Origin of the sequence: Streptococcus sp. 210928-DFI.4.42 (assembly GCF_020554365.1) — a bacterium.
In the GTDB taxonomy this organism is placed as follows: Bacteria; Bacillota; Bacilli; order Lactobacillales; family Streptococcaceae; genus Streptococcus; species Streptococcus parasanguinis_S.
Window position 1 is genome coordinate 1 of the sequence record NZ_JAJCHF010000023.1, and the last position, 25,843, is coordinate 25,843.

The window sequence follows — 25,843 nt, forward strand, 5'->3', positions numbered from 1 at the left end:
TCTTGCTCAACAATCCAAAAATAATTGAGAGGCTAGGACTTTTGTCCCAGCCTCTTTTTATAGATTATCTGTTTGCAGGCCGAGTTGTTTGACTCTGGCGGTGTAGTAAGTCATGATCAAAAAGAGGTTGGCTGTGATCAGCCAGATGGCCCATTGGTGAATGAAATGCATGAGGATGGCTACACTAATCGCTCCTGCAACAAAGCTTCCAACAACGATTCCGTAATTCATAGCCTGACGCCGATACTCGTCCAAATCTCCCTTTCCTCGAGTGATTCGGTACAAGGCCGTCAGCATCTTGCGGTAATTACCAGAAGTCATAAAGATCACATAAGGGTGGTTTTCAATCAAGCTTCCTGTAAAGGTCAACATCATCATCCCTGTTCCAAAAGCAATAAAGGGAACTTCTACAGGTGGTATGACAGACACCAAGGGAATCAGGAGCGTCACCACAAACAAAGGAATCAACATCTTGGTCCGCCAAAAGGCTGTCTTGCGATACTCTTTGATATGGAGAGCAACCACAAAGCCGATCGAGAAAAACAAAATAGATGAAAAACGCATGATGGTATTTTCGACACGGGGATCGTGCCAATCAGCGATGAGAAGCAGGAGGTTCCCAGTTTGAGTCGCGACCAAACTCCGGTAGTGCATGTGGCAAAAGACATCGAGGCCTCCTCCGATAAAACCAAGCAGAGCCCCCATCAGTCGTGTATTTTGTGGTAAAATTATTTTTTCTTCCATAGTCTTGTCTCTTTTGATTTCAATTATTTTTTATTATACCACTTTGCACCAGAGCTGAGTATTGAAAATCAATCATAACCACTCATCAAACAAGTGGTTTACGTCAGGACTATGATTCTAGATAATTAGAATTTCCCTATCACTGTATAGTGCTAAGAGAATCATATTAATAACCTTCGTGATTCCTGAAAGAAAGTTCAAAATAATTCAGTTGTCCTGTTTTCTTTTTTCATGGTAGTGACCTCTTAAAAACATTGTTTGCCTTCTTTAAAGAGTTGATAGAGAGTATAGATATAAATGAGACTAAAAATAATACAGATGGTTAGAAATAGGAGATATCTCCAATCCATAGAATTCGTTATCAGTTGTGGGAGAGATACGAGGATAAAGCAGAGAGATGCGTTCAAGAAGCGTATTTTTTTTGATGTGATTTTCTGAAATCTTTGTCCCTTATTCAAGACTGGAAGAACTAAAAGGAAAATGATCAGAAAAGGACGCGTAACTTGGCCATAGACTAGGAAAAAGGTAACAAAGATGCTAACTAAAATATGACTGAAAATTAAAGTTTGTAATGATTTCATAAGCTTCCTCCTAATCGTCGTCCTGATCTTCCTTGGCTTTTCGAATGCGAAGCCAGACGATAATTTGCATCACCAATCCGAAGAAGAAAGCTGCGAAAAGGATTGATATAAAATGACCTAGATTGAAAAGAGAGGTGAAAAAGTTTTTGCTATTATCCGTTAAGACATTGAGAAGTGGTATTCCAAAGAACATCAAAACTCCATAGAGCAGACCAGCTTTAATGCCAGGATAGCGTAGCTGTTTGCTTTCTTTTTGGCTCAACATATCAGGATCGATAGCAGTAATACCTGTTTTTTTAGTTTGAGTGCTAACATAGATAGCACAAACCATAGAAACCAGAAAGATAATGATTGGATAACCAAAAGCGACAACTTGGGGATATTTATAAGCAAGGATAAAGGGAATAAGATTGCCAAATATCATCAGGTAAAAGAGGACCATAAAGACTTTATTTCCAATGCGATCCGCCTCGCGTCGTTTGTGTTCATCAAGTGGTCCAGAAATGCCATATGTGCGTTTAATCAGTTTTTCAGTAAAGGTTTCTTTTTCCATTTTTTTCTCCTTTTGTTAAAAATCATCTTCCCAAAAAAGACTGTTGAGGTCCGTTTGGAGGCTACGAGCGAGATTGAGACAGAGTTCCAGAGTCGGATTGTACTTGTCGTTTTCAATCATATTGATGGTTTGCCTCGAGACACCGATATCCTTAGCAAGTTCGAGTTGAGACATGCCCAATTCCTTGCGGAATTCTTTCACATGGTTCATGTTTCCTCCTATTAAATGAATGTCGTATATATTTGACTATAGTATAGTATTATGAACATAAAATGTCAACTATTTTTGACATATTTTTAAATATTTCTTACTAGAACAAAAAAATCCCTCCAGCTACTAATAGTAACTGGAGAGATTTCCTGAAAGAACCCTGCTCGATTTACTGTTTTAGGCGATAGGTCTTGCGTGGTTTTTTCTTAGGTACTCGCTTGACACCCACTTCTTCCACGAATTCTCCGAATTTTACGAGGAAGTTATTGCTAACGATGGGACGTCCAGGATTGATCAGATTGACCAATTCGGTTGCTTCATAAACGGTGAAAGGCTCCTCTAACAGATAGAGGAAGGTTGGATTCCAATCCAGACGCCCCTGAATCCGCTTGATCGATTCTTGAATAATCTGGTAGTGGTCAAAGGCAAAATCAGAAGCAGCTAAGGGTTCTCCATCAAGCAAACACTGGGATTTTTTGAAATCGACATCGAGAAAAATGACTTCCTTGGCATCGTCACCTGCATGGGCTAAGTCTACTGCTTCTGCTGGCAGATAGACCAGATGAGCGATGGTAATGACCCAGCCTCTGGGGTCCCGCCCAGGGGTGGAAACTGTCATGAGCTGTTCCACCTTATTCACTGGCAGATCGAGCCCGACTTCTTCTTTGACTTCTCGGATACAGGCATGAGTCGCATCTTCATCCTTGTTCACAAAGCCCCCCACCAAGGCGAGGCGGTGTTGATAAGGGTGGGCCTTGCGGCGAATGGCTAAGAGCTTGAGCTGTCCATCAACAAAACAGTAAGCCACCATGTCCGCTGTGACACTTGGAGTTTCATAAGTTGGCAGATCTTGCTCCTTGTACCACTTGAGAAAGTCTGCTTCACTAGCGACCGTCTCAAAATACTCTTTCTCCGTCATTCCTGCTGGAATTGAGAGACTTGCCATCTAAGCCACCTCCTTCTTGAGGGCTTTGGTCCATTGGTACCAGCCCACTAAACTATTGAGCGTGTAAACCCAGTACATCCCTTGAATGTGAAGACTCTGATCCCACCAGAGATAGATACTAAAGACGTTGGTTGCAATCCAGAAGATCCATTGCTCCCGGTATAGGCGGGTCATTAGGAGCTGGCCAACCCCATTGGTCGCATCGGTGATACTATCACGGAAAGGGCGAGCGCTATGGATGCTCTGATACGCAAAACCCATACCGATCCAAATCACAGCACACAAGGCCAAGTAGCGCATCCACTCAATCAAGTTCAATTTCTTGGCTTCAAAGTGAGATTCTTCGACCTTACCTTGATCATTGATCCGATTAGAGAGCCAAACATAAAGGCCGATCGGTTGCATGATGAAGAAATAAAGAGTTGTCAGAACTTCTCCGTAGAAGTTTTTATTGAGGGCTAAAACGAGGTAGATCGCGGAATTCACTGCTCCAAAGAGGTAGTTACTAGCACGCCCTTCGGCAACCAGGATAACACAGACAATGCCCGTCCAAGAGGCAAACAGTCCCAGCCAATCATGCTGACCTGTACGATTGGTCCATTCTAAGAAGAAGGGAACGCTGGAAAGAAGAAGGAGATAGATCCATTGAAAGGCTGTGCGTCCTACAAAAAGGTCCTTCCATAGAAGTTTCATAATATTGACAAAGCCTTGCTTTTTCGCTTCTTGGTGAACATTTTTAAAGTCTTGGCTAAAAGTTGCGAATTTTTCAGATAGATTTTTCATAAGCTGCTCCTTAGTCGGCTTGGTAAATGGCATCGATCACCTTCTTGGCTTCTTCGTAGTTGCCGAGGTAGTCTGATGCGAGGAAAGTGGTCGGAATGTTTCCTAGGTATTGCTGGCGCAATTGGTCTAGGTAATTTGAAAAGCTGGTGCGGATCTCTTCGTCAGCCATGGTCATATCTCGGAAACCATCATTGACATAAGAGCCGATCGGCTGTACAAAGAGGATCAAATCCCATTTTTCTTTGGACAGAATACTGACAAAGAGGTTGTCGAAGGTATCGGTCATGCTGGTATCTGGGCCTTCGACTTCCATATAGTAGTCGTAATAACCCTTGGTCACCAGGGAATTGGTATCTGCGATGACAAGGCCTCGATTGGCACTACTATCGATGAGCTTAGAGGTTTGATCATACTGTCCTAAGAGTAGGTAATAGTAATCTTTTGGCGTGAGTTCATCATCCCGCACATTGTTCTTGATCTGATATTCACGGGCATACTCAAGACTAACAGGTGCATCGTAAAAGCGAGCCAAGTCCTTTGCAAGGGTCGTTTTCCCGTTGCTGGCGCTCCCCATGATCAAGACTTTTTTCGTGAACTGGCGACGGAAGGGCTGGGCAATGTATTTCCAGTATTTGCTGGGATTTTCCCGGATCATGGTAGCAGAGATCCCGAAGCGACGCTCTTCTAAGTGAACTTCAAACCCTCTAGCTTCCAACTCTTCCTTGTAGGCTTTCTCCCCTACATAAAAGATCAACTCTTCTGTCTCTGTTTGATACTGGATGGTGTCTAGGGCTGTCTGTAACCAAGGCTCCCAGCCCAAGGGATAACGAGGAAGTTCTGTCTCATCTAACTTATAGACTTGGGTCAACTCATCATTTGAGAAGGCTTCGCGGATATAACGGAAGCGTTTTTGTAAGGTCAGTCCCACTTCTTCACCACGGTCCCCTTCATAACCAGATACAATGACACGAACGCGATCACACTGACGCTTGGCCCGCTGGATCAGGTCAATATGCCCTTGATGAAGAGGCGCAAAGGTTCCAAAAACCAGGGCAATTCTTTCTTTTTTCATATAAGCTCCTTTTTATAATTTTTTATAAATAGATTTTCTTTATGTTTTTATTATAAACTATATTTTCTATCTGTCAATAGTTTTTTATAAAAAAATATATTTTTATTCAAATCAACAAAAAAAGATCTGAAAAGAGATGCTTCTCCTTTCAGATCTTTCGAATTTTATTCACGAGTGAGGGAGTGGCTGACACCGTCTTTCAGAACCGTCACACTAGATACAGAGCCATCTTTTCCAACTACGATATCTAGAGTCGCCGCAGACCCATCGCCTGCTGAGAGATTAGCATGGTAATGACCATCATCCAAGGTATAGTTATAAGCGCTGATACCATAGGCTACGGGTTGGCCCCCAGGAAGTTGGATGGTCACTTGACCACCTTGGCCAATAGTGACTCCAGTGTCGCGTTTGTCAGACCAATTCCCAGCTGCTGCAGAGAAATCCCCTGCTGCTACAGAATAGACTCCCTTGTATTGGGCATTCTCCGTAGCAGAAGCTTGCTTCTTAGCCTGGGCATGACCGTCTTCTAGACTTGGTAATTTTGCTTTCGCTGGTGTTGCTGGAGTGGCTACTTCTTTTGTTTCTTTTGTTACGGGTGCTGCTGGTGTTGCTTCTTTAGCTGGAGCAGGTGTTTGACTAGCTGCAGCTTGGTTATTTTTGCTACCAACAGTATGACTTTCTTCTGATTTGCTATCAGAGGATGAAGAGGCAATCGGATCTTTACTAGTGATCACTTTTTTCTTAGAAGAAGAGCTTGTTTGTTTAACCAGACTGGTCTTTGAACTGCTTGCTTCTGAAGTTTTTTCTTCTTTATTCCCGCCACAAGCTCCTAGGAAAAGACTAGCTGTCAAAGCTAGGGCTGCTAGGGAAATGATTTTTTTGTTTTTCATAACAGAACCTCTTTTTTGTAACATTTGTAATATTTTGTAACATTATTGTAACACTGTTATATGAGGCTGTCAATAGTTTCTCAAATATTTTTCTAATTTGAAAGAAGTTTTAAGTAAGTTCCTAAGCCATAGTAGAAAAAAGCTGGACAAACTAGCCGACTAAAGCACGTAGACAAACTGTTCTTTTATACAAATCTAATACTTTCTATAAAGATAAAATAATTTTATTCGTTAGGGTTACTCAATGATCTACTGAAACTTTCCGCTGTGAGAAAAGTGCTAGAAACACTATTGTTTCTAGCACTCGGGAGTTTTGGAACCTTAGGTCCAAAACTAAGTCATGGAACTTCTTCGAAGTTCGCTGACGTCCGTACTCACCTAAGGAAAGTTTCTAAGATTACTTTATCTATAATCTGAAGCCGGACAAACTGTCCAGCTTCTCATTATTTATACACTTCTTGATAGAATTCGATCTTGTCTCCTTTTTTAACGGTGGTTTCTGCAGCACCTTTTGGAGCCATTTCGCCATTGATCTTGTACATCCAGTAAAGACCTTTGGCTTCGTCTTGGCTGTGACCGTCAATCGAGGTGATCATGCCATTTTTTTCTTCAATCTTGTAGTTGGCTTTGAGCACTTTCATAAGGTTGCTCTCTTCTGCTACTTTCAAGGTTTTCAATTGCGCTTTTTGACCTTCTGGCGTCACGCTAATTGTAATCGAAATTTCGTTTTTCTTGGCAACTTCTGCGCTAGAAGCAGTTGTTTGATTGTTTGTACTATGAGACGGAGCGCAACTCGCTAAAAGAAGAGCTGCAAGTAAGGTCATCAAGCTAGAAATAGTTTTTTTCAACATAAAATCTCCTAAAGATTTGATAGATAATGGGATAGAAAATGATCGTCGACAGAGCATGGGCAAGGTTAAAACTAAAACCATTGACCAAAGCATAGGTCCACCAAGGAATATGGTATATCAAGGCATAAACACTATCGATCAAGACCCCATAAGCAAAGGACAGTAGGCCCACAAAAAGGATCTGAAGGACAAAGGGCAACCACTTGTAACTGATGCGCCAAATGAGCATCAAACAGCCAAAGGCGACAATCTGAAAGAACACAATCAAGCTCATCCCCAGGAAAAAGGCGGAGACAAACATGGTGATCATCATCACAAGAAAAGCAAAGCTATACCCTTCAAATATCACCAAGAGAAAAAAGATAGCAGAAATAGGTTGGACATTTGGGAAAGGGGCAAAAGCCTGACGTAGAGCGACACAAAGGGCCGCCAAAAGCGAAATACGGGTTAATCGCTGAAGCGTCATGACGTCCTCCTAGACAATCTCGAACTTGATCGTTCCGGCTGTCGTTCCAACCTTGATGGTTTGCCCTTCTTGGGCTTGACCTTTCAGCAATAGCTCTGCTAGTTGATCTTCCACTTCGGTCTGCAAGACACGACGCAGTGGGCGAGCTCCCATTTCTGGATCGTAGCCTTTGGTTGCTAGCAACTTGAGCGCTGAAGGCTGGAATTTGAGGGTCATGCCTTGTTCGGCCAAGGTCGCGATGAGCGGTTTGACCATGACTTTCACCACCTGTTGCATGTCCTCGCTTGAGAGGCTATGGAAGACCACCTTTTCATCAATCCGGTTGATAAACTCTGGACGATAGGTCTTCTTCAACTCTTCAAACATGCGTTTTTCCATATTGGCTTGGTCAAAGCGGATATCTTTGGCACCAAAGCCAACTGTCTTATCATCCCGAAGGGCTGTTGCTCCCAGGTTTGAGGTCATGATGATAATGGTATTGGAGAAGTCGATCTTCCGGCCTTTGCTATCGGTTAAGACCCCGTCATCCAAGACTTGTAAAAGGACATTAAAAATGTCTGGATGGGCTTTTTCCACCTCATCAAATAAGAGAACTGAATACGGTTTGTTGCGGACTTTCTCGGTCAACTCGCCTCCTTCTTCGTAGCCCACATAGCCTGGAGGGGCTCCGTTGAGGCGACTCGCCGCGAATTTTTCCATGTACTCACTCATATCAAAACGGATGAGGGCCGATTCATCATCAAACAGAACCTCCGCCAAAGCTTTGGCTAACTCTGTTTTTCCGACACCGGTAGGTCCTAGGAACATGAAAGAACCGATCGGACGTTTATTGCTACGGATACCTGATTGATTGCGTCGAATAGCCCGACTGATACTCGAAACGGCTTGGTCTTGACCAATCACGCGCTTGTGCAATTCTGTTTCTAAGTTGAGGTACTTGTTGGCATCGGTTTGAGTCAGTTTTTGAGTTGGAATACCAGATAATTGGCTCAAAGTCACCAAAACATCTTGGTCAGTGACTTCTTTTTTGTAGACAACGGGAGCAGCCTCTACTTCTAAGAGCTGGGCTGCTTTCTTCCACTTGCCATCCATCAAGGCCCGATCCAAGGCGGTCAACTCTTCTTTTACGTGACCGTTGGAATCGCGGTTTTGTACGGTAGCTGCCGCTTCATCCAAGAGATCAATGGCTGAATCTGGCAATTGACGGCTAGTCAAATAGCGGTGGGCATATTTGACAGCTGTTTCGATCGCTTCATCGGTAATGGTCACATGATGGTGGTCCTGGTAAGTTTCTTTCAAGCCTTGGAGAATTTGGATGCTATCTGCAACACTTGGCTCTTCAATGGTGACTTTCGCAAAACGCCGAGAAAGGGCTGCATCTTTTTCGATATGCTTTTGGTACTCATCTTGAGTCGTTGCTCCAACTGTACGCAAGGTTCCCCGTGCCAGGGCTGGTTTTAGAATATTGGCTGCGTCTAAGGTCGAATCAATGCCGGATCCTGACCCCATAATGGTATGCAGTTCATCGATAAAGAGAATCACGTGACCGTCTTCTTCGATGTCCTGGATGATATTGTTCATCCGTTCTTCAAAGTCCCCACGGAAGCGCGTCCCTGCAACGACATTCATGAGATCCAATTCTAAGACACGCATCTGTGCGATTTCAGCTGGAACATTGCCACTAGCGACACGCTGGGCCAGACCTAATGCAAGAGCGGTTTTTCCGACCCCTGCTTCTCCCACCAATACAGGATTGTTCTTGGTCTTGCGGCTGAGGATTTGGATCATGCGTGAAATCTCTGCATCCCGGCCGATCACAGGCTCAAGCTGGCCTGCACGCGCCATTTCTGTCAAATCACGGGTATAGTCTTCAAGACCTCCACTTGTACTTGGGGGCATGCCCATCATATTCCCCATAGTTTGGCGGTTAGGGTTTTGGGCCCGATAAAGATTCCGGATAGCTTTAATATCATTTTTGTCCCAGCCTGCCTTGTCTTCTAGATTCTTTCGAAGGGAAGCAACGGGAACACCCTTGTCTTGCTCTGTAAAGGCAAAGCCGGCAAACTCCATGACTTGGCTCGCTAAGGTCCCACGGTCTGCTAGAAGAGAGAGGAGCACATGCTCTGTTCCCAAGGTCTTGGCATGAAGGACCTGGGCAATCTCTCTTGCGTGCTTCATAATGGCTTCCATCCGATAAGAAAATGGGAAGATTTCATACCGATTGTCGCTTTGAAAAGCTTGGCCTGTAATATGCTCCGCCGCATCCTGAAACTCATCGATCTGCATAGGATAATCGTTCAGTACAGAACCTGCCACGCTATAGGGATTATTGGCCATAGCCGTCAGGAGATGCCAAGTATCTAAGGTATGCCCCTGATAGTGGCCTGCTAGTATTTGGGCCGCTTCTATACTTTCTAACAGTGCTGTTGAATAGTTCATCTAGTCGGTATTTCCTTTTCTATCTACTTGTTGAATGATTTTTTTCAGCATCGTTGCTCGTAGGATGAGAGCATCTCGACCTAGGACCTCATCGGAGGTCGTCGCAAGCAAGAGCTGAGCCTCACGTTTTGTCAATAATTTTTCTTCATAGAGCATCTGGAGGATATCATTGAAGACCTGCTGGCTGATGGTCTCTCCAATATTGGCTGCCAAATCTTGGAGCATCTGATGGTGATCTGAAAACTGGACCTTGCCAATGCGGATATAGCCACCACCACCGCGCTTGCTCTCTACAATATAGCCTCGGCTCTCGGTAAAACGAGTCTTAATGACATAGTTAATCTGACTGGGTACAACCTGAAAGACATCGGCTAACTCACTTCTTTTGAGCTCTGCCATGCCAGCTTGAGCCAGCAAGGCCTTAATATAAGCTTCGATGCTATCAGATGTGTTCTTATTTGCCATGATGCTCCTTTCTGGCTTGTTTTTTTCTAGATGGATGCTCTGTTCTTTGGCCCATAAAAAATGGCCTTGGAGTGTTCCTTCTCATCATTGACCTTATTTGACTATTATACAATTTTTACGGCTGTAAATAAAGCAAAGACTCCATGGAAATAGGAATCTCTTAAAAAGGCAAAACAAAAGAGGCTAGTGAGAACTAACCTCTTATGCGAAGAAGGAGCTACTCTTTGCGACGAGCAAATTTCGCGCCTCCGCCCAAGAATCCTAGACCAAGAAGACCTAACCAAGCAAACAATCCACTTTGTTTTGTACCGGTTTTAGGAAGTTTTCCTTCCGATTGTAGAGAAGGACTTTTAACCACTTCTTTTTCCGGATGGTCTGAAGTCGAAACAGAAACTGCTTCTGGGGTTTTCGGTTGCAAGAGAACAGGTCTTCCTTTTTCTTTTTTGTCTTCAGCTTGAGAAAGAGTCATAACTTCTGGTTGCATCTTACTTGGGGTGACAGGAGTGGTTGGAGTCGGCATATCAGCTATCAACGGACTTTTTCCCGCTTCCTTCGTCCCGACTTCCGTAATCTGATCCTGGGCATCCACTTCGACAAAGGCATCGACTTCTGTCCGAATTTCTTTGCCTTCTTCTTGTCGAACCTCGATCAATTTCAAGCGGCGTCCGACCTTCCCTGCTTGAAGGATCCGGCTTTCGCCCTTGGCCAAGTCCTTGTTCTCACGCGTTTGACTCTCAAATGGAATCTCCTCCGCTTCGATGAGTAGTTCTGGTTTTTCAAGAATCAAATCCCGAACACCTTCGTCTGGGCGTGTCTGCGTCAGCGGTTCATAATTGCGAGCATCTTCTAAGATGGTTTCAAGGGCTTCGACTTGATTAGCTGCAGCAACCAAATCTGGCCGCTCTTGATCCAACAACTGAGTCAAGTCCGTCAATTGTCCTTGAACAGTTGGTTTGAGGTCTGCTTTCAAGCGCTCGAGAGAAGTAGCCTTGATCTTTTCTACTCCTTCTCTGATGATCTGTTGCAACTCTTCTTGACTGAGTAGCTGACTATCTTTCCCTGAGAGAACAAATCGGTCTACCTGGATGGCTCTGGATGACTGAGGGTCATTGAGGGCTGGATCCAGATGCAAGCGTAGCTGGTGGTAGCCTTTTGCTAGGCCTTGCAGATTGACCAAACTCTGGTCGATCTTGCGTTGATCTCCGTAGCCACTGAAATAATGATCGCCGTCGATCTCATAATCATGGCCACGCCCTTCTTCGAAGGCCATTTCTTTCCCATCCAAAGTGACGCTGTAGAGACCATGACTTGGATCAACCACTCCTCGGACCTCCACGCCTGTGCCCTTAAAGGTAATGGTCACTTCAATGTGTTTCTTGCCTTCCTCATCGGTCACTTGGTTAAAGCTGGACCAAGATTCTGTGCCATTTGAGAAGTCTTTGTTGTCTGTCTCATGATGCCAGCCTTGGCTATAGTGCAGTTTTGGATCTTGGTCATCCACTTCTTTGCGATTTTCTGGCAACTGGTCTTCATTCATCACTTGGACTGTCAGTTCTGGAATAAAGCCGACCAGGCTTCCTTGATCCGGATGGAGCAATTTGACCTTAAAGTCATAGACATCGGTCGCTTTCCCTGCAAAATCAAGGGTTGGAACTTGGACTGTTTTTTCCGTCTCTCCATCTGCGAACTCAAGGGTGACGTTGGTATCTTTGTAGACCTTACCATGAACCCCTGTTCCCGGTTCTGTGATCAATTTGAGACTGGCACTCCCTTTAGAGCCACCTTTTCTCTTGACGACGACTTGCGCTGGGTCGCCTTTCTTAACAGCTAGGATTGGCTGGGCAAACTCAAAGATCCCCTTTTCTTGGTTATTGAGGGCATAAATCCCTTCCGTTGCGATCGCATCTCCCTTGCTATTGACCAAGGTCAAGGTGTGGGATCCTGCTGCCAAGTCCGGTGTTTCATAGACCTTTTGGCTACGTTTGCGGCTTGGGCTTTGGGTATTGACGGTCGCTAGCTTTTGTCCATCGACATAGACATCCATTTCCCCATGACCAGGGTCGACAGTTGCGACGACATAGGCCTTAGTGCCTTCAAACTGATAGGTCACGGAAGCTCCCTTTTCCTTGGTCCACATAGAAGTGCCTCGAACGCCTTCTCCCTCTTCATTCCATTGGCTATTGGCACGGTCAGCAGTCCGGTCAGAATGATAGGCCAAACCAAGCGGATAGCCATCCGTTTCTTCAATGCTGGCTGGCGTCTTATAGACAGAGACTCCGTTCAAGATTGGAGTGGCTTGGGCATCGGTGATGGACACCCGGAGGTAGCGACTATCAACTGGTTGCCCTTTGATCAAACGGCGGTATCCAACGGTTGAACCAGCACCAAAAGGAACCCATTGGCCATTCACCGCTACATCGATGGTGAAGCCAGAAATCCGTTGGCCTTTCTCGATCGTTTCTTTGAGCTCTACTACATCAAAGTGTTGCTCTTTTCCAAGATCGAGAACAAAAGATCCGGTCTTGGCATCATCAGCCGGAGCCCAACTGGTCTTTTCATTGCCATCTGTCAAATGGCTGGCCTTGTAGAGAGGATTGCGTCGTGTCGAGTCAGCTTCTACCAAAGCTCCTGCCGCATAGTTCACACTGTAGAGTTGGTCCAAGGTCTGACGGAATTCTTTCAAACGGGCCACATCGGCATCCGCAAATTTTCCGTCTTGGTTGGGTGGAATATTGAGCAAGAGTGGAGTTCCACGGCCGACCGATTTGAAGTAAATGTCCATCAATTCGCGCAAGGACTTAGGCTCTTGATTGTCATGGTAGAACCAGCCGGAGCGAATAGAGACATCGGCTTCTCCCACTGAGTATTGCTTCCCTTCCGGATCCCCGTGATTGAGGTAGCTGTTGGATGGATTGTTGCGGATCTTATCTGGATTGACCTTTTGCCAAACCGGATCTCCGGCAATCCCCTTTTCATTTCCAATCCAACGAACATTGGTCGGCTCAGCTGAGAAGATAGCAATATCCCCTTGGGCCTTGCGAATGGCTTCAAACCACTTGTCAAAGGTATAGGTGACCTTTTGAGCCCCATCTCCACGCGCTCCATCCATCCAGACTTCTACGAACTTACCCTTGTTCCCATATTTAGGATCTTCAAGGATTTCTTTGAGCTGATTGAGGTAGTATTCGTTGTATTTGTCCTCTGTATCCACATGGTAGAGCGGACTGTGAGCATCCCAAGGTGAGAGATAGACCCCCATGTCCATGTCATACTTGCTGGCAGAAGCAGAAACCTCGGCTAGGACATCACCTTTTCCATCCTTCCAACCACTTTTGGCAATGGTATGGTCGGTGTATTTGGAAGGGTACAAGAGGAAGCCATCGTGGTGCTTGACGACCATGATCGTCCGTTTAAAACCAGCATCCTTCAGGGTTTTGATCCACTGATCGGTATCCAGATGCTCTGGATAGAAATAATAAGGATCTTCTTGCCCATCTCCCCACTCACGATCGTAGTAAGTATTCATCCCAAAGTGGATGAAAGCTGCTAGCTCTTCGCGGTGGTATTGCATCTGAGCCTTGCTTGGAAGTGGTCCGTAATCCGCAATCTCAGTCTCCTCGTTTAGAGAAGTGGCTGGTTGGCTTGCTTCTGTCCCTTGACTTACTGTGCGATTTTCTTTCTCGCTAGTAGTTGCTGAGGGCTGCTCTGATTCTTCTTGGTGCTCGTTCACAGTTTTCTCCTCCTTTCCTTGATCTCCTGTATTGCTTATTTCAACCCGTTCTTCACGTGGTTCACTATTCTCAGCTTGTTCCTCTGCGTAACTGGTAGTAGCTCCTAAAAAACAAGTCGCTACAACTACCGAGCAGACACCTACTGAGAGTTTACGAATGCCAAATCGATTTCTCTTATCAACTAATCTTTTTCCCATATTCTATTCCTTTATGTCACCAGGTAAAGAGGGTGGGGCTTCCCCATCCTCCTTCTTTTTACCCGTGAACTTTTCACCGTTTTTTGCTAGTTTCTCTAGCTGTTTTACTTGGCCTTTTTGGCTCTTTTTTTCTGATCGTCCAGCACAGCACTGGCAAGGCCTGCCGCTAGGATTCCAGCAACGAGGCTTGCGACGCTTTCTTCCGTTCCTGTATTTGGTAATCTACCTTCGGAAACTGGAGCAGCTGAAACTGCTGGTGTTTGAGCTGTTTTCTCGACTTCCTTCCCTGTTGCATCTGTCCCTTCCTGACGTGTCGCTTTGACCTCAAGAGATGTTTGAGGAGTTGCGGTAGCTACTGGTCCTTCTGAGACATGAGGGCGCTCTGGGTTCGGAAGCGGCTGTGGTTGCGGTTGTGGCTCTGGTTGTGGCTGAGGTTCTGGCTGTGGCTCTGGTTGTGGCTCTGGTTGTGGAGTGTCTGGAAGTACTTCTTTCGTGCCCACCTCTGTGATTTCTGCCACTGGATCTAGCTCTACAAAGGCATCCAGTTCCTTCCGGCTTTCCACACCATTTTCTTGAGAAACTTCCACCAAGCGCAATTTGCGGCCTTTTTGACCTTCTTGAACCACACGTTTCTCACCTTTTGGAAGATCCGCATTTGGACGTTCTAAGCGTTCAAAGTCCATCTCTTCTGGCTCAATCACCAACTCTGGTTTGGTATGAACCAGATTCTTCACCCCTTCTTCAGGAATGGCTGAGCCTATAGGTGCTTTTGCGGAGAGAGAAAGTTGATATACTTTTTCGAGCTTGCCATCTTCTGAGACAACCTTGACAAGAACCGGAGCATTGGCACTTTTAGCATCGATGACCGTAACGGCTGTTCCATTCTTGCCTTGTGCTGAAACGATTGGACGTTCTCCCTCATACTCTAGATGATAATCTGTCACATCTGGTTTAAAACCTTCTAGGTCTTTGCCATTCACTTGGATGGTGACATCAGTTGTTGCCTGGGCCTCTTCTGTTGGAGCATAGGCGCTCAATTCAACGATTCCAATTCCTTTTAGATTTTCATCACGTACCATTCTTAAACGGATGGCTTTCGTTCTGGTTTCGTTGAAGCTGAGGTTAGAGATATAACCAGGCTCAAAGGCATAATCCAAGCTATACGGGATTTCTTCCCAGTTAGAGGCCTGGTTAAATGGATGATCTGGAAGATTTTTCAAATTGCCGTAATCATCTGGGACATCAAAGTCTGGACCAATGTAGCGTTCAAGAACCGTTTTCGTTGGCAGACCTGTTTCCTGATCTGCAAAGAAGTCGACCGCTACTTTATTGACCAATCGCTCTGTTACCTGGCCATTTTTCTTGAAGATGAGACCAGCAAATACTTCAGTTTGATCCGGCTCTCTCTTCCAGTTGGTCCAACGGTAGTACTCGTTGTAGCCACCATCGTTGATGTAATCGATATAGTCGATTTGATTTGGATCGAGATCATTGGTTTCACTAGCAAATGCTCTGGTATCCTCTGCATTGTAGTCACGGTTCACAGAGAGGTTTTCTCCTGTCTTTTCTGACACCCGGACGGTCAGCTGAGCTGTCAGATCATAGCCGAGGACTTTTCCTTCTAACGTGAAGCTGCCTTCATGAGAAAGTGCATCAGCTGGTAGAGGCTTCCAGTCCACTGTAAGTTCCTTGCGTTCATAACCTGTATCCCCTTTAAAGTAGACACCTACTGTAGATGGTAGAACTAGATCTTGACCGACTTTCACAAAACGTCTGCCTGCTTCTACTGCTACTGGGGTAGCTTGTTTCAGTTTTTCTGCATCACTTGTGAGATGGAGGCGGTATTCTTGTAAGATAGTACCATCTTCCGCTTTATGGACGACACGGATTGGCTCACCTTCATGGACGCTTGGCACAACCGTTGCAAGACCGTGATGGCTAGCTGTCGCTTCCACTTGTGGATAAGCCCGATCACGCGCATCGATGTAGTAATCGGTCACACTTGGATTAACTCCTGGTAAAACCTCACCGTTGACACGAATGGTCACCTGGCTCTTTTCTTCTGCCGCAACCTTATTGGCAAATACCTGAATCTCTGAAATAGAGCTACCACGTTTGCCTTCTGGTGTCTTCATGCGGATCCGAACGGCATAGGTGTCGACTTTATCAAAACTGAAATGATTCATCTTGCCAGCTGCTACCGGTTCTTCAACGGTTAGGTTGCTGACTTCTTTCCAGTTGGCTGGATTGTTAAATGGATGGTCTGTTTCGTCTTTGACGCGATTTGGATTGCTTGGAACAGTTGGGATTTGTTCCCCTGTATAGTACTCAATCACATATTCACTTGGAGCTCCAACGCCGTGGTCTTCGTGGAAACCAACATGGAGATTGTCCACTGCTCGCTTGGTCAAGATACCAGAATCCCCAAACAAGATACCAACCGAATCTTCCGCATTGTTACGACCCCAGTTGGTCCAACGGTTAGCCGGAGCATCGGTAAAGGAGATGACCTTGTCATTGACCTTAGCAACTGGATCTGCATCGTTAGAGTCACTTGCAAAAGCGAGTGGCAAGACAGATCCTGTCCATTGCTCTGCAACGTTGGCACCCTTAACCGTGTTTGCGGAAACACGAATATGAAGACGTGTTGGAAGAGCCGTTCCTTCTACACGACCAGAGAGGACAACTTCTCCTTCTTGGGCCAAGAGTTGCGGATCGACCGCATCCCATGCCACCTTAGCAGTATAGGTCTTACCATTAGAGTGATAGGTCCGCACGCTTTCTGGAAGAGCTGGTTTCTCTCCGACTGGAGTGGTGGTGCTGACTTCTTCTACAGCGATAATGCCTTCAACCGTGACTTGAGCTTGGGCTTCTTTCTCCACACCCTCTACATGACCGGTGACTGTAAAGCTATGGTAATCCTTGACTTGATCTGCGGTCACAGCATCCCAGGTCACGCGTTTTTCTTTCGGGAATCCCTTGTCATACTCAACCAAGACAGTCTCTGGAAGAGCTGGCAAAACGTTTCGATCGGTGCTGATTCGTACAGGACGCACCTTGACAACCGTCTTTTCTTCAGGATTTGGCGTGATGGTAAAGCTGACTTCTCCCGTTTGTCCTTGGTAGTTGGCTTCTAAATGAACCAATCCTGCTTCCCGCAATTCCAAACCTTTATTGGTTGCGACTGCTTTTCCTCGGCTACCAGCTCTTGTCTTCACATCGATTTGATCTGCTTGGAGACTTGCCTGGCTACCATCTTGGTAATGGGCAATGACTTCAAGTGGTACCGTTTGGTCTTCCTTGAGTTCCTGTCCTTCTGGCAGACGCAATTCTAGGCGCTCGATCTGTGGACTTTCTTCTTGGAATTGGACCACATAGGTCTGTACAGCTCCCGTATCCTTAGCAGTCACATAGATTTGAGCTTTCAAACCATTTTCACGGTTAGCTTGGAGGACCGTCACTTGGGCATTTTCTGCACTTGCTGTGACTTGACCTGGCTCTTGCCCATAAGCGAGGGAACGGAAAATGGTATGGTTGCCACTACCAAATTTTGGAAGAGCTACTCCATCTAGCTGAACCGTTGGTTTCTTAGCCTTGGCTGCTTCTCCTCCTGCAACCACTAGTGTCGCTTGGACCGTTTCCCCATTGCCTAGGAGTCCTGTCGCTTTCAAGCGTGCTCCTGGTGTGGACAACTGATCTTCTTGACCAGCTTCCAAGGTCCAGTGATCGACCTCATAGTGAGCAGTGGTCCCATCGGTAAAGACTAATTGCACAGCCTTATCCACTGTCGTTAGATCTGCTCCCTGTGGGATTTGTTTGATGACTGGAAGGACTTGTTCCACGCCGATCACATCGACCAGAGCTTCGACCGTGCGTCCTTGAACATGACCTGTCACACGGACTTGGCCAACACGACTATAGTCTGCCGCATCCCATTCAACGGCTTCTTCTTGGGCCTTGCCATCGCTATAGACCACATTGACCTTACTTGGTAAGGTTGGTTTTTCTCCTAGATAAGCACTTTGTCGAACAGGTTCCACACCTAATACAGTGCGTTCTGCTTGGTCCTTCTTACCTGTAAAGAGGCTGACTTGGTCTGATTGCAAGCGATCTGAGTCTGCATACAGAGTAAAGGCACCCGCCTGCTCAGTTGATTTGACAATCACAACCCCTTTGCCGTTGAAGGCTTTGCGTTGCCATGAGCCATCTTCCTGCGCTTTGTAGCGTTCACGGCTGGCTTGTTCCCCATTATCGACACCGACAATTTGGCCTTGTCCATGCAAATGGAAATGCACCAAATTATTGGCAGTTGGCACCACACGACCTGCTTCATCGACGATTTCGTAGGTAATATAGGTCAAATCCTTACCGTCCGCTGCGATCGCATGTTCTTCTTTCAACAAACGAACACCCGCAGCCTTGCCGGCTGTTTCGACTTGATCTTTCGCGATCACTTCTCCTGCTTCGTTGCGCGCAATAGCTTCTACTTTACCTGGTACATAAGGGACCAACCACTCTAGATAGAGTTCATCCGGATTTGCCCCTTCTTGGTAGGTCCGGCCATCAGCTGTAGTCTTCTTGGTAAAGGTCTTGACTCCTTGTGATTCCCCATTGACAATCAATTCCACACTGTGGGCATTGGAGAAGGTCCGAACAGGAATCCGTCCTTCTTCATCCATGACACGATTGGCTAATTCTGGATTGTCCCAGTTCCAATGTGGCAAGAGATGGACCATTGGATGTTTCTCAGCTGACACCCATTGACTTTGGTAGAGATAAAAATCATTCTTTGGAAGGCCGGCAGTATCGACAATACCGAAATAAGAACTTTTTACAGGTGTGTCATTTTGGTTGTGCCATGGTGTTGGCTCGCCGATATAGTCCGTACCGGTCCAGATAAATTGTCCTGCATAGCCGGCATGATCACGGTCAAAGGTCCAAGAGGCGGTCGCTGTCCGACCCCAACCAACCCGGTCATTGCCGTAGTCTGATTGTTCATAATGGCGATCTTCTTGGTTGCTGCCGACCCATTCTCTTTCAGGATGATAGTATGAACCCCGTGTCCGCGTTGCAGAAGAGGTTTCTGATCCATAAATGAGCCAGTTTGGATGTTTAGCGCGTAGGCTTTCATAGTTGGCCTCTGAATAGTTAAATCCAACCGCATCAAGCTCTGCTGCTACCTTTTCATGGCCTCCTGAGCCATCGCCAAAGCGGAATTTATCAGCTCCCATGGTGACATAGCGGGTTGCATCCACGTCCTTGATGGTCTTGACCAAGCGACGAACAGTTGCGACAGATTTGTCCGAACCATCTGCTTCACCGACTTCGTTACCGATTGACCACATGACAATGGCTGGATTGTTCTTGCCCCGCTCTACCATGGTCCGTAGATCGTAATCGGACCAAGTATCCCCCTTACGAGCTTCTGGGTGAGTGGCATCTTTTTCAAAGAAACGACCATAATCGTATTGTTTCTTACCACCATACCAGGTATCAAAGGCTTCTTCTTGGACCATCAAGCCCAACTCAGCAGCAATTTTTAAGGTTTGTTCACTGGCTGGGTTGTGGGTCGTCCGAATCGCATTGACCCCCATGTCCTTCATCTGTTTGAGACGACGGTATTCAGCCTTGTAATTTTCCTCAGCTCCAAGAGCCCCGTGGTCATGGTGAAGGGATACCCCGTGGAATTTCGTCGCCACCCCATTCAGGAAGAAGCCACCTTCTGGCGTCCAGTTGAGATAGCGATAACCAAAGCGTTCCTTTTGCACATCCACTAACTGCGAATCCCGATAAACCCGCGTATACAAGGTATAGAGAGCTGGATGATCCGTTTTCACATCCCAGAGGGTTGGTTTTTCAACATGGAGGGTTTGAGATAGGTTGATCTCTTGACCTGCTAGAACAGCTTGTGCTTCACTGCGCGTTTTTTCGCTCACCACTTGGCCATTTTGATCGACAATTTCATATTCCGCATAAATACTATGGGCTTGATCATCCTGGTTGACAATGCGGCTCTTCACCACTGTATCTACTGCCCCATTTTGCTGTTTTTCCAACTGAGGGGTCGTAATCGTAGTCCCATACTGCGCTAAATGAACCTTGTCCGTTACACTCAGCTTAACATCCCGATAAATCCCGCTACCAGAATACCAACGGCTACTTGGTTGTTGATTGACCACATGAACGGCAATGGTATTTTCGCTTCCATCCGCATTCAAATAAGGAGTAATATCATAAGAAAAGGCATTGTAGCCATTTGGATAATGACCAACGAATTGTCCGTTTACATAGACTTTGGAATCCATATAAACCCCGCCAAATTCCAAGCGGACCTTCTTATCTAGATCCTTGTCGTCCAAACGGAAGGTCTTACGATACAAAGCATCCCCTCCGTTTAATTGTCCCCCTTCATTTTGAGCAGGAGAGTTGTGATCGAAATCAAAGAAAATAGACCAGTCATGAGGAAGATCTAATTTTTTCCAATCCTTGACATCCACTTGACGCCCTTCTGCACCAGGAGCCGCATTTAATTTAAAATACCAATCTTTATTAAAATCACGTTCTCGATCTTGCACAATATCCTCCGCTACACGATTTTGATCTGGAGCAGCTGTTTCTTCCGTTCCTATAGCACGCTCAGATGAAGCTGAAACGGGCTGGCCTTCGCCTTGAGGCGCTGGCTTTTCCTCAGCTCTGGTAGGGGTGATGACAGCTGGAGCTTCTGAAACTCTTGCACCAGCTTCAGGAACTTCCGCTTCTGAGTTTTCCGTCACAACACTTGGTGTCTCCATCGAAGTCGGTTCACTTTCGAGGGCTTGCTTTTCTTCCGCATGGACCCTTGAAAGACCCAAGGCAGAAATCCCAATCACAACAGAACAAGCTCCAACTGAGAGCTTACGAATACTAAAAACAGGACGCTTTTCAAAAAAAGACTTTCCCATAAAAACCTCCTCTTAGGATTAACAATTAAATTTGTAAGCGCTTTCTTATACCTGCGAACGCTTACAGAAAATCACATATTAACTATACCAAAAAAAGAGGAGCGATAGGCCTCGATTTCGCTCCAACTATAGTTAGATTAAGAATTCCTTTAATTAGTGGAAATCTCCTACAAACCAAAAAAATAGAAGCCCACGGCTTCTATTTTTTATGATCTTATAATCCTGGTTCTTGACCAAGTTCAGCAGCCACCATCCAAATATTCTTTTCAAGTTCTGCTTTAGCCCCAACAAAGATATCGTTGGTTACATCGTCGCCTTCAGCGTCGGTAACATCCAAAGCTTTTTGGTAAAGGCCATCAAGGTAATGGAAGATTTCAAGAACACGTGTCAAGCTTTCTTCTACATTTTTCGTAAATGTTCCACGGCGTTCTTCAATATTGCTGTGTTCCAAAAATTCAGTCATGCTAGAATAAGGAGCTCCACCAAGAGTGATCAAGCGTTCGCTCACTTCATCCAAGGTTGCATCCAAGCTGTCCATGTATTCGTCCATTTTTGGATGCCAAACCATAAAGCCACGTCCACGCATATACCAGTGTACTTGGTGAAGGGCAATGTGAGCGACGTAGAGATCTGCTACGACTTGGTTCAAGAGGGCTTTTGTTTCTGGAAGAGTTTCTTTATTAGAAGGTGCAAAAGTTGCTACATCAGTAGCTGCTTCATGTTTCATAGTTGTCATATCGTTTCTCCTTTTTTATAATAATTCTAATTAACTATGTCTTTATTATATGCTTCCTCCACCAGAAAGTCAAGATAAAAGATTTAAAAAGATCATTGTTGCCAATTGAGAAAAGATACGATAGAATGAAGAAGACTAATCGAAAGGCTTGACTAATGAAATATATCTTTACCTTCCTGATCTCCATGGTGCCCCTTGTTGAATTGCGCGGGGCCATCCCTTTTGCCATTGCAAATGGCATTCCCTTATGGACAGCGCTCCTGATCGGAGTGATCGGAAATCTTCTCCCTGTCCCTCTGATCTTCTTTTTCGCCCGCCATATTCTTACTTGGGGGGCAAAAAAACCAATTATCGGAGGCTTTTTTAGCTGGTGTCTCAATAAGGGCCATAGAGGCGGACAGAAATTAGAAAAAGCTGCAGGAGACAAGGGAATCTTCTGGGCCTTATTGCTCTTTGTTGGAATCCCTCTTCCGGGAACTGGTGCCTGGACCGGTGCCCTTGCAGCTTCTATCCTTGACTGGGACTTCAAACGCAGTAGCCTCGCAGTCATGCTCGGAGTGATACTAGCCGGCCTCATCATGGGAACCCTGTCCCTGCTCCTAGGAATCGATACCTTCGCACATTAAGCAAAAGACTGAAGCAACGGCTTCAGTTTTTGCATACAAAAAAGAGGCTTCCGTTCCTCTAAGAGTATAGACAAACTGTTTTTTTTTAAAATCTAATAAATTCTATAAAACAAAAAAATTTATTTATTAGAATTACTCAGTCATCTACTAAAACTTTCCGCTGTGAGAAAAGTGCTAGAAACAATCATGTTTCTAGCACTCGGGAGTTTTGGAACCTTAGGTCCAAAACTAAGTCATGGAACTTCTTTGAAGTTCGCTGACGTCCGTACTCACCTAAGGAAAGTTATTTAGATGAATTTATCTTACAAAAAAGAGGTTTCCTTCGAAACCTCTTATTTTTTTATTCTTAGTTGTTAAGAGCTGCTGCCATTGTAGCTGCAACTTCTGCTTCAAAGTCATTTGAAGCTTTTTCAATACCTTCACCAACTTCAAAACGAACGAATTCGATAACTGAAGCATTTACTGATTCAAGGTAAGCTTCCACTGTCTTGCTGTCATCCATGATGTAGACTTGTGCAAGAAGAGTGTAGGCTTGGTCAACTTTTGTGTTGTCCAAGAAGAAGCGATCCATTTTACCTGGGATGATTTTATCCCAGATTTTTTCTGGTTTACCTTCAGCTGCCAATTCAGCTTTGATATCTTCTTCAGCTTGAGCAACCACTTCGTCAGTCAATTGTGCTTTTGAACCGAATTTCAAGTGTGGAAGAGCTGGTTTACCAACCATTGCACGGCTTTCGTTATCTTGGTCGATGACGTGGTTCAATTGTGCCAATTCATCTTTCACAAATTGTTCATCCAATTCTTTGTATGAAAGAACAGTTGGTTTCATTGCAGCGATGTGCATTGAGATTTGTTTAGCAAGTGCTTCGTCTCCACCTTCGATCACAGAGATAACACCGATACGTCCACCGTTGTGTTGGTAAGCACCGAAGTGTTGTGCATCTGTTTTTTCAAGCAAAGCAAAACGACGGAATGAAATTTTTTCACCGATTGTAGCTGTTGCAGATACATATGCAGCTTCAAGAGTTTCACCTGAAGGCATTGTCAAAGCAAGAGCTTCTTCGTTGTTAGCTGGTTTACCTTCAGCGATCACTTTCGCTGTTGCGTTTACCAATTCAACGAATTGAGCGTTTTTCGCAACGAAGTCAGTTTCAGCATTTACTTCAACTACTGCTGCAACGTTACCATTGACATAAACACCAGTCAAACCTTCAGCGGCAACACGGTCAGCTTTCTTAGCTGCTTTAGCCATACCTTTTTCGCGAAGCAATTCGATCGCTTTTTCGATATCACCTTCAACTTCAACCAATGCCTTTTTAGCGTCCATGACACCGGCACCAGATTTTTCACGCAATTCTTTTACAAGCTTAGCTGTAATTTCTGCCATTTTTGTTCTCCTATATTTTTTAATAAAATAAGAGGGTCGGGCTGAGCCCTGCCCTCTTAGGTTCGTTACTTATTGAATGAAATTAAGCGTTGTCGCCTTCTACAACTTCAACGATTTCTTCGATTGAATCAGCTTGACCTTCAGTAGCTGCCAATTCAGCTTCTACTGTAGCAACACTGTCTTCACCTTGACGTCCTTCGATAACAGCGTCAGCCATTTTCGCAGTGATCAATTTAACAGCGCGGATAGCGTCATCGTTCGCTGGGATGATAACATCGATATCATCTGGGTCAGTGTTTGTGTCGACCATCGCTACAACTGGGATACCCAATTTCTTAGCTTCTTTAACAGCGATTTGTTCTTTATGTGGATCCACAACGTACATTACGTCTGGGATACGAGGCATGTCTTCGATACCGCCCAAGAATTTTTCAAGACGAGCGCGTTGTTTGTTCAACAATGCAACTTCTTTCTTAGGAAGAACTTCAAAAGTTCCATCTTCTTCCATGCGTTTGATTTCTTTCAAACGAGCGATACGTTTTTGGATTGTTCCCCAGTTAGTAAGAGTTCCACCCAACCAACGGTGGTTGATGAAGTATTGACCTGAACGAACAGCTTCTTCAGCAACAGCATCAGCAGCTTGTTTCTTAGTACCTACGAACAAGATTACTGCATCGTTTGCAGCTGCATCACGCATGAAGTCGTATGCTTGGTCTGCATATTTTACAGTTTGTTGCAAGTCGATCACGTGGATTCCGTTACGTTCAGTGAAGATGTACTTAGCCATCTTAGGGTTCCAGCGACGAGTTTGGTGACCGAAGTGTACACCAGCCTCAAGAAGTTGTTTCATTGAAATTACTGCCATGAGTAGTTTCTCCTTTTTTGTTTTTTTCTCCTCTCTCAGACGTCAACTTGCAGCACGACCACAAGGGCAACGGTGACACAATGGATCCGAGATGAGTATTTGCTGTCTTAGACAACTCTATAAGTATAGCAGAAATCCCTAGAATTCGCAAGCTATTTGAGAGATTTTTTCAGCATTCTTCATCTGTAATGATTTGAAGGAAAAAGTTTTTCTTGACCTATCTTGTTTTTTAGGTTACAATATTATATGTTACGGCGGTATAGCCAAGTGGTAAGGCACGGCTCTGCAAAAGCTTGATCGTCGGTTCAAATCCGTCTACCGCCTTGATAATAAATTTTTTTATCATCTTTTATCTTTTAAAAATTCCCCTAGCAATAGGGGATTTTTTGTTTCCATTTGCTCCATTCCTTGATTATTGATATAATAAAATCTCGCCTGATCGGCGAAGCACATTAGAAAGGGTCATTATGAAAAACATTCGTTTCTTTACGATCGGCCTTCTTTCACTAGTAACACTAGCAGCTTGCTCACCTGCCAATTCTGCGCAACAAGCAAAAACAGCTTCTAGTTCTAGAAAACCGATCAAACAATCTTCAACCAAAAAATCATCTAGTAAACCATCGAGCACTTCTTCAGACAGCACTAGCTCAAATGATTTTTCAGATCGCTACAGCATGGATCCAGATGATGGTTCTTCTCTCCAATATGTGCCGGGAGCTGCATCCATTCCTGAGATCGAAAAACTCAAGAATCTCCATCTGAGCACTGGAATTATAATGAAAGTGAATGGGCAAGAAGTCGGTGGAGACAAACCAACATCTAGTTACGATGATATGGTGGCAGCCTTTGGTCAGCCAGTAAGTAGCACAGATAGTGCGAATCCTGGAGATGGGGTTAATGTTTGGGTAACAGATAATGGCGATATCATGGCTTTTTCCCACAATAATGTCCTAACAGATATCACCTTCCGACTAAGAGGGGGCGATGCCAACCACCAGTCTACTGGCGCCATTTCCAAATCAGATACACCAAAAACAGCTCTCGAGCGTCTCGGAAAACCCTATGCCATTATGCGTTCTGAACGTTGGACCAGCTATGTCTATAAAGATAGTAACGGGGACGAATCTAACTTCTCTACACAAGGAGACCAGATCGTTAATGTTATGTCTGCTGCAGAAACCAAGCGCTTAAAAGGCATCACAGGTCTGGATAAAAATCAATAACGATCCATACAAAGAGGCTAGGACAAAAGTCCTAGCCTCTCAATTGTCTTTGGATTGTCGAGCAAGACGCAGTGGTTGAGTGCTCAAAGCACTGCTTCGAGGTGGCGGATAGAACTTGCGAAGCAAGTATCCTAAGT

At 45.1% G+C, this 25,843-nt stretch carries 19 protein-coding genes and 1 tRNA gene; 3 read left to right on the forward strand and 17 right to left on the reverse strand.

The features are described 5' to 3' along the window. Positions 1-57 precede the first annotated feature (57 nt). From LIZ08_RS08460 to LIZ08_RS08530, 15 genes are all read right to left on the reverse strand, one after another. Positions 58-744 (reverse strand): YoaK family protein, encoded by a 687-nt coding sequence (locus LIZ08_RS08460; protein WP_045759985.1) that lies wholly within the window; start codon positions 742-744, stop codon positions 58-60. A 245-nt stretch (positions 745-989) separates the two neighbouring features. Then, positions 990-1,325 carry a hypothetical protein gene (locus LIZ08_RS08465; protein WP_045759986.1) on the reverse strand — a complete coding sequence of 112 codons (336 nt, stop codon included), beginning with the start codon at positions 1,323-1,325 and terminating at the stop codon, positions 990-992. A 10-nt stretch (positions 1,326-1,335) separates the two neighbouring features. Beyond that, positions 1,336-1,878: a DUF6773 family protein gene (locus LIZ08_RS08470; RefSeq protein ID WP_049482766.1), complete on the reverse strand. Its 543-nt coding sequence runs from the start codon at positions 1,876-1,878 to the stop codon at positions 1,336-1,338. Positions 1,879-1,893: 15 nt separating this feature from the next. Beyond that, positions 1,894-2,088 carry a helix-turn-helix transcriptional regulator gene (locus LIZ08_RS08475; protein ID WP_049482768.1) on the reverse strand — a complete coding sequence of 65 codons (195 nt, stop codon included), beginning with the start codon at positions 2,086-2,088 and terminating at the stop codon, positions 1,894-1,896. 169 nt (positions 2,089-2,257) lie between these two features. Continuing rightward, positions 2,258-3,034 carry an NUDIX domain-containing protein gene (locus LIZ08_RS08480; RefSeq protein ID WP_049482770.1) on the reverse strand — a complete coding sequence of 259 codons (777 nt, stop codon included), beginning with the start codon at positions 3,032-3,034 and terminating at the stop codon, positions 2,258-2,260. Further along, positions 3,035-3,817, reverse strand: a complete 783-nt coding sequence (gene pnuC, locus LIZ08_RS08485; protein ID WP_049474199.1) for a nicotinamide riboside transporter PnuC — start codon at positions 3,815-3,817, stop codon at positions 3,035-3,037. Between the two features lie 10 nt (positions 3,818-3,827). Then, positions 3,828-4,889 (reverse strand): AAA family ATPase, encoded by a 1,062-nt coding sequence (locus LIZ08_RS08490; RefSeq protein ID WP_227038667.1) that lies wholly within the window; start codon positions 4,887-4,889, stop codon positions 3,828-3,830. A 164-nt stretch (positions 4,890-5,053) separates the two neighbouring features. Further along, entirely contained in the window at positions 5,054-5,779 is a 726-nt protein-coding gene (locus tag LIZ08_RS08495) for a hypothetical protein (protein WP_037608145.1), read from the reverse strand. Between the two features lie 443 nt (positions 5,780-6,222). After that, positions 6,223-6,630, reverse strand: a complete 408-nt coding sequence (locus tag LIZ08_RS08500; RefSeq protein WP_227038668.1) for a DUF4430 domain-containing protein — start codon at positions 6,628-6,630, stop codon at positions 6,223-6,225. Then, positions 6,608-7,096 carry a hypothetical protein gene (locus LIZ08_RS08505; RefSeq protein WP_049498182.1) on the reverse strand — a complete coding sequence of 163 codons (489 nt, stop codon included), beginning with the start codon at positions 7,094-7,096 and terminating at the stop codon, positions 6,608-6,610. The genes LIZ08_RS08500 and LIZ08_RS08505 overlap by 23 nt, the downstream gene beginning before the upstream one ends. A gap of 9 nt (positions 7,097-7,105) precedes the next feature. Beyond that, positions 7,106-9,535 (reverse strand): ATP-dependent Clp protease ATP-binding subunit, encoded by a 2,430-nt coding sequence (locus tag LIZ08_RS08510; protein WP_227038669.1) that lies wholly within the window; start codon positions 9,533-9,535, stop codon positions 7,106-7,108. Beyond that, on the reverse strand, positions 9,536-10,000 hold the full coding sequence (locus LIZ08_RS08515; RefSeq protein WP_003002068.1) for a CtsR family transcriptional regulator: 465 nt from the start codon (positions 9,998-10,000) through the stop codon (positions 9,536-9,538). A gap of 217 nt (positions 10,001-10,217) precedes the next feature. Next, complete coding sequence (locus LIZ08_RS08520) at positions 10,218-13,928, reverse strand: alpha-L-fucosidase (protein WP_227038670.1); 3,711 nt, start codon at positions 13,926-13,928, stop codon at positions 10,218-10,220. A gap of 104 nt (positions 13,929-14,032) precedes the next feature. Further along, the gene (locus tag LIZ08_RS08525; protein ID WP_227038671.1) at positions 14,033-20,869 is read right to left on the reverse strand and encodes an Ig-like domain-containing protein; all 6,837 of its coding nucleotides are present in this window, start codon (positions 20,867-20,869) and stop codon (positions 14,033-14,035) included. A 214-nt stretch (positions 20,870-21,083) separates the two neighbouring features. After that, the gene (locus tag LIZ08_RS08530) at positions 21,084-21,605 is read right to left on the reverse strand and encodes a Dps family protein (RefSeq protein WP_003001978.1); all 522 of its coding nucleotides are present in this window, start codon (positions 21,603-21,605) and stop codon (positions 21,084-21,086) included. Positions 21,606-21,760: 155 nt separating this feature from the next. Between LIZ08_RS08530 and LIZ08_RS08535 the strand changes: the two genes are divergently transcribed. Beyond that, positions 21,761-22,231: a COG2426 family protein gene (locus tag LIZ08_RS08535; protein WP_003002130.1), complete on the forward strand. Its 471-nt coding sequence runs from the start codon at positions 21,761-21,763 to the stop codon at positions 22,229-22,231. 346 nt (positions 22,232-22,577) lie between these two features. On the opposite strand, the gene tsf is transcribed toward LIZ08_RS08535, so the two are convergent. Together tsf and rpsB are read right to left on the reverse strand one after the other, a co-directional pair. Beyond that, positions 22,578-23,618, reverse strand: a complete 1,041-nt coding sequence (gene tsf / locus LIZ08_RS08540) for a translation elongation factor Ts (protein WP_003001949.1) — start codon at positions 23,616-23,618, stop codon at positions 22,578-22,580. A gap of 82 nt (positions 23,619-23,700) precedes the next feature. After that, positions 23,701-24,483, reverse strand: coding sequence for a 30S ribosomal protein S2 (gene rpsB, locus LIZ08_RS08545; protein WP_003016971.1), 783 nt, complete (start codon positions 24,481-24,483; stop codon positions 23,701-23,703). A 253-nt stretch (positions 24,484-24,736) separates the two neighbouring features. Between rpsB and LIZ08_RS08550 the strand changes: the two genes are divergently transcribed. Next, positions 24,737-24,807, forward strand: a tRNA-Cys gene (locus LIZ08_RS08550). Between the two features lie 143 nt (positions 24,808-24,950). Further along, the gene (locus LIZ08_RS08555) at positions 24,951-25,706 is read left to right on the forward strand and encodes a hypothetical protein (RefSeq protein ID WP_195487262.1); all 756 of its coding nucleotides are present in this window, start codon (positions 24,951-24,953) and stop codon (positions 25,704-25,706) included. Positions 25,707-25,843: the final 137 nt, after the last annotated feature.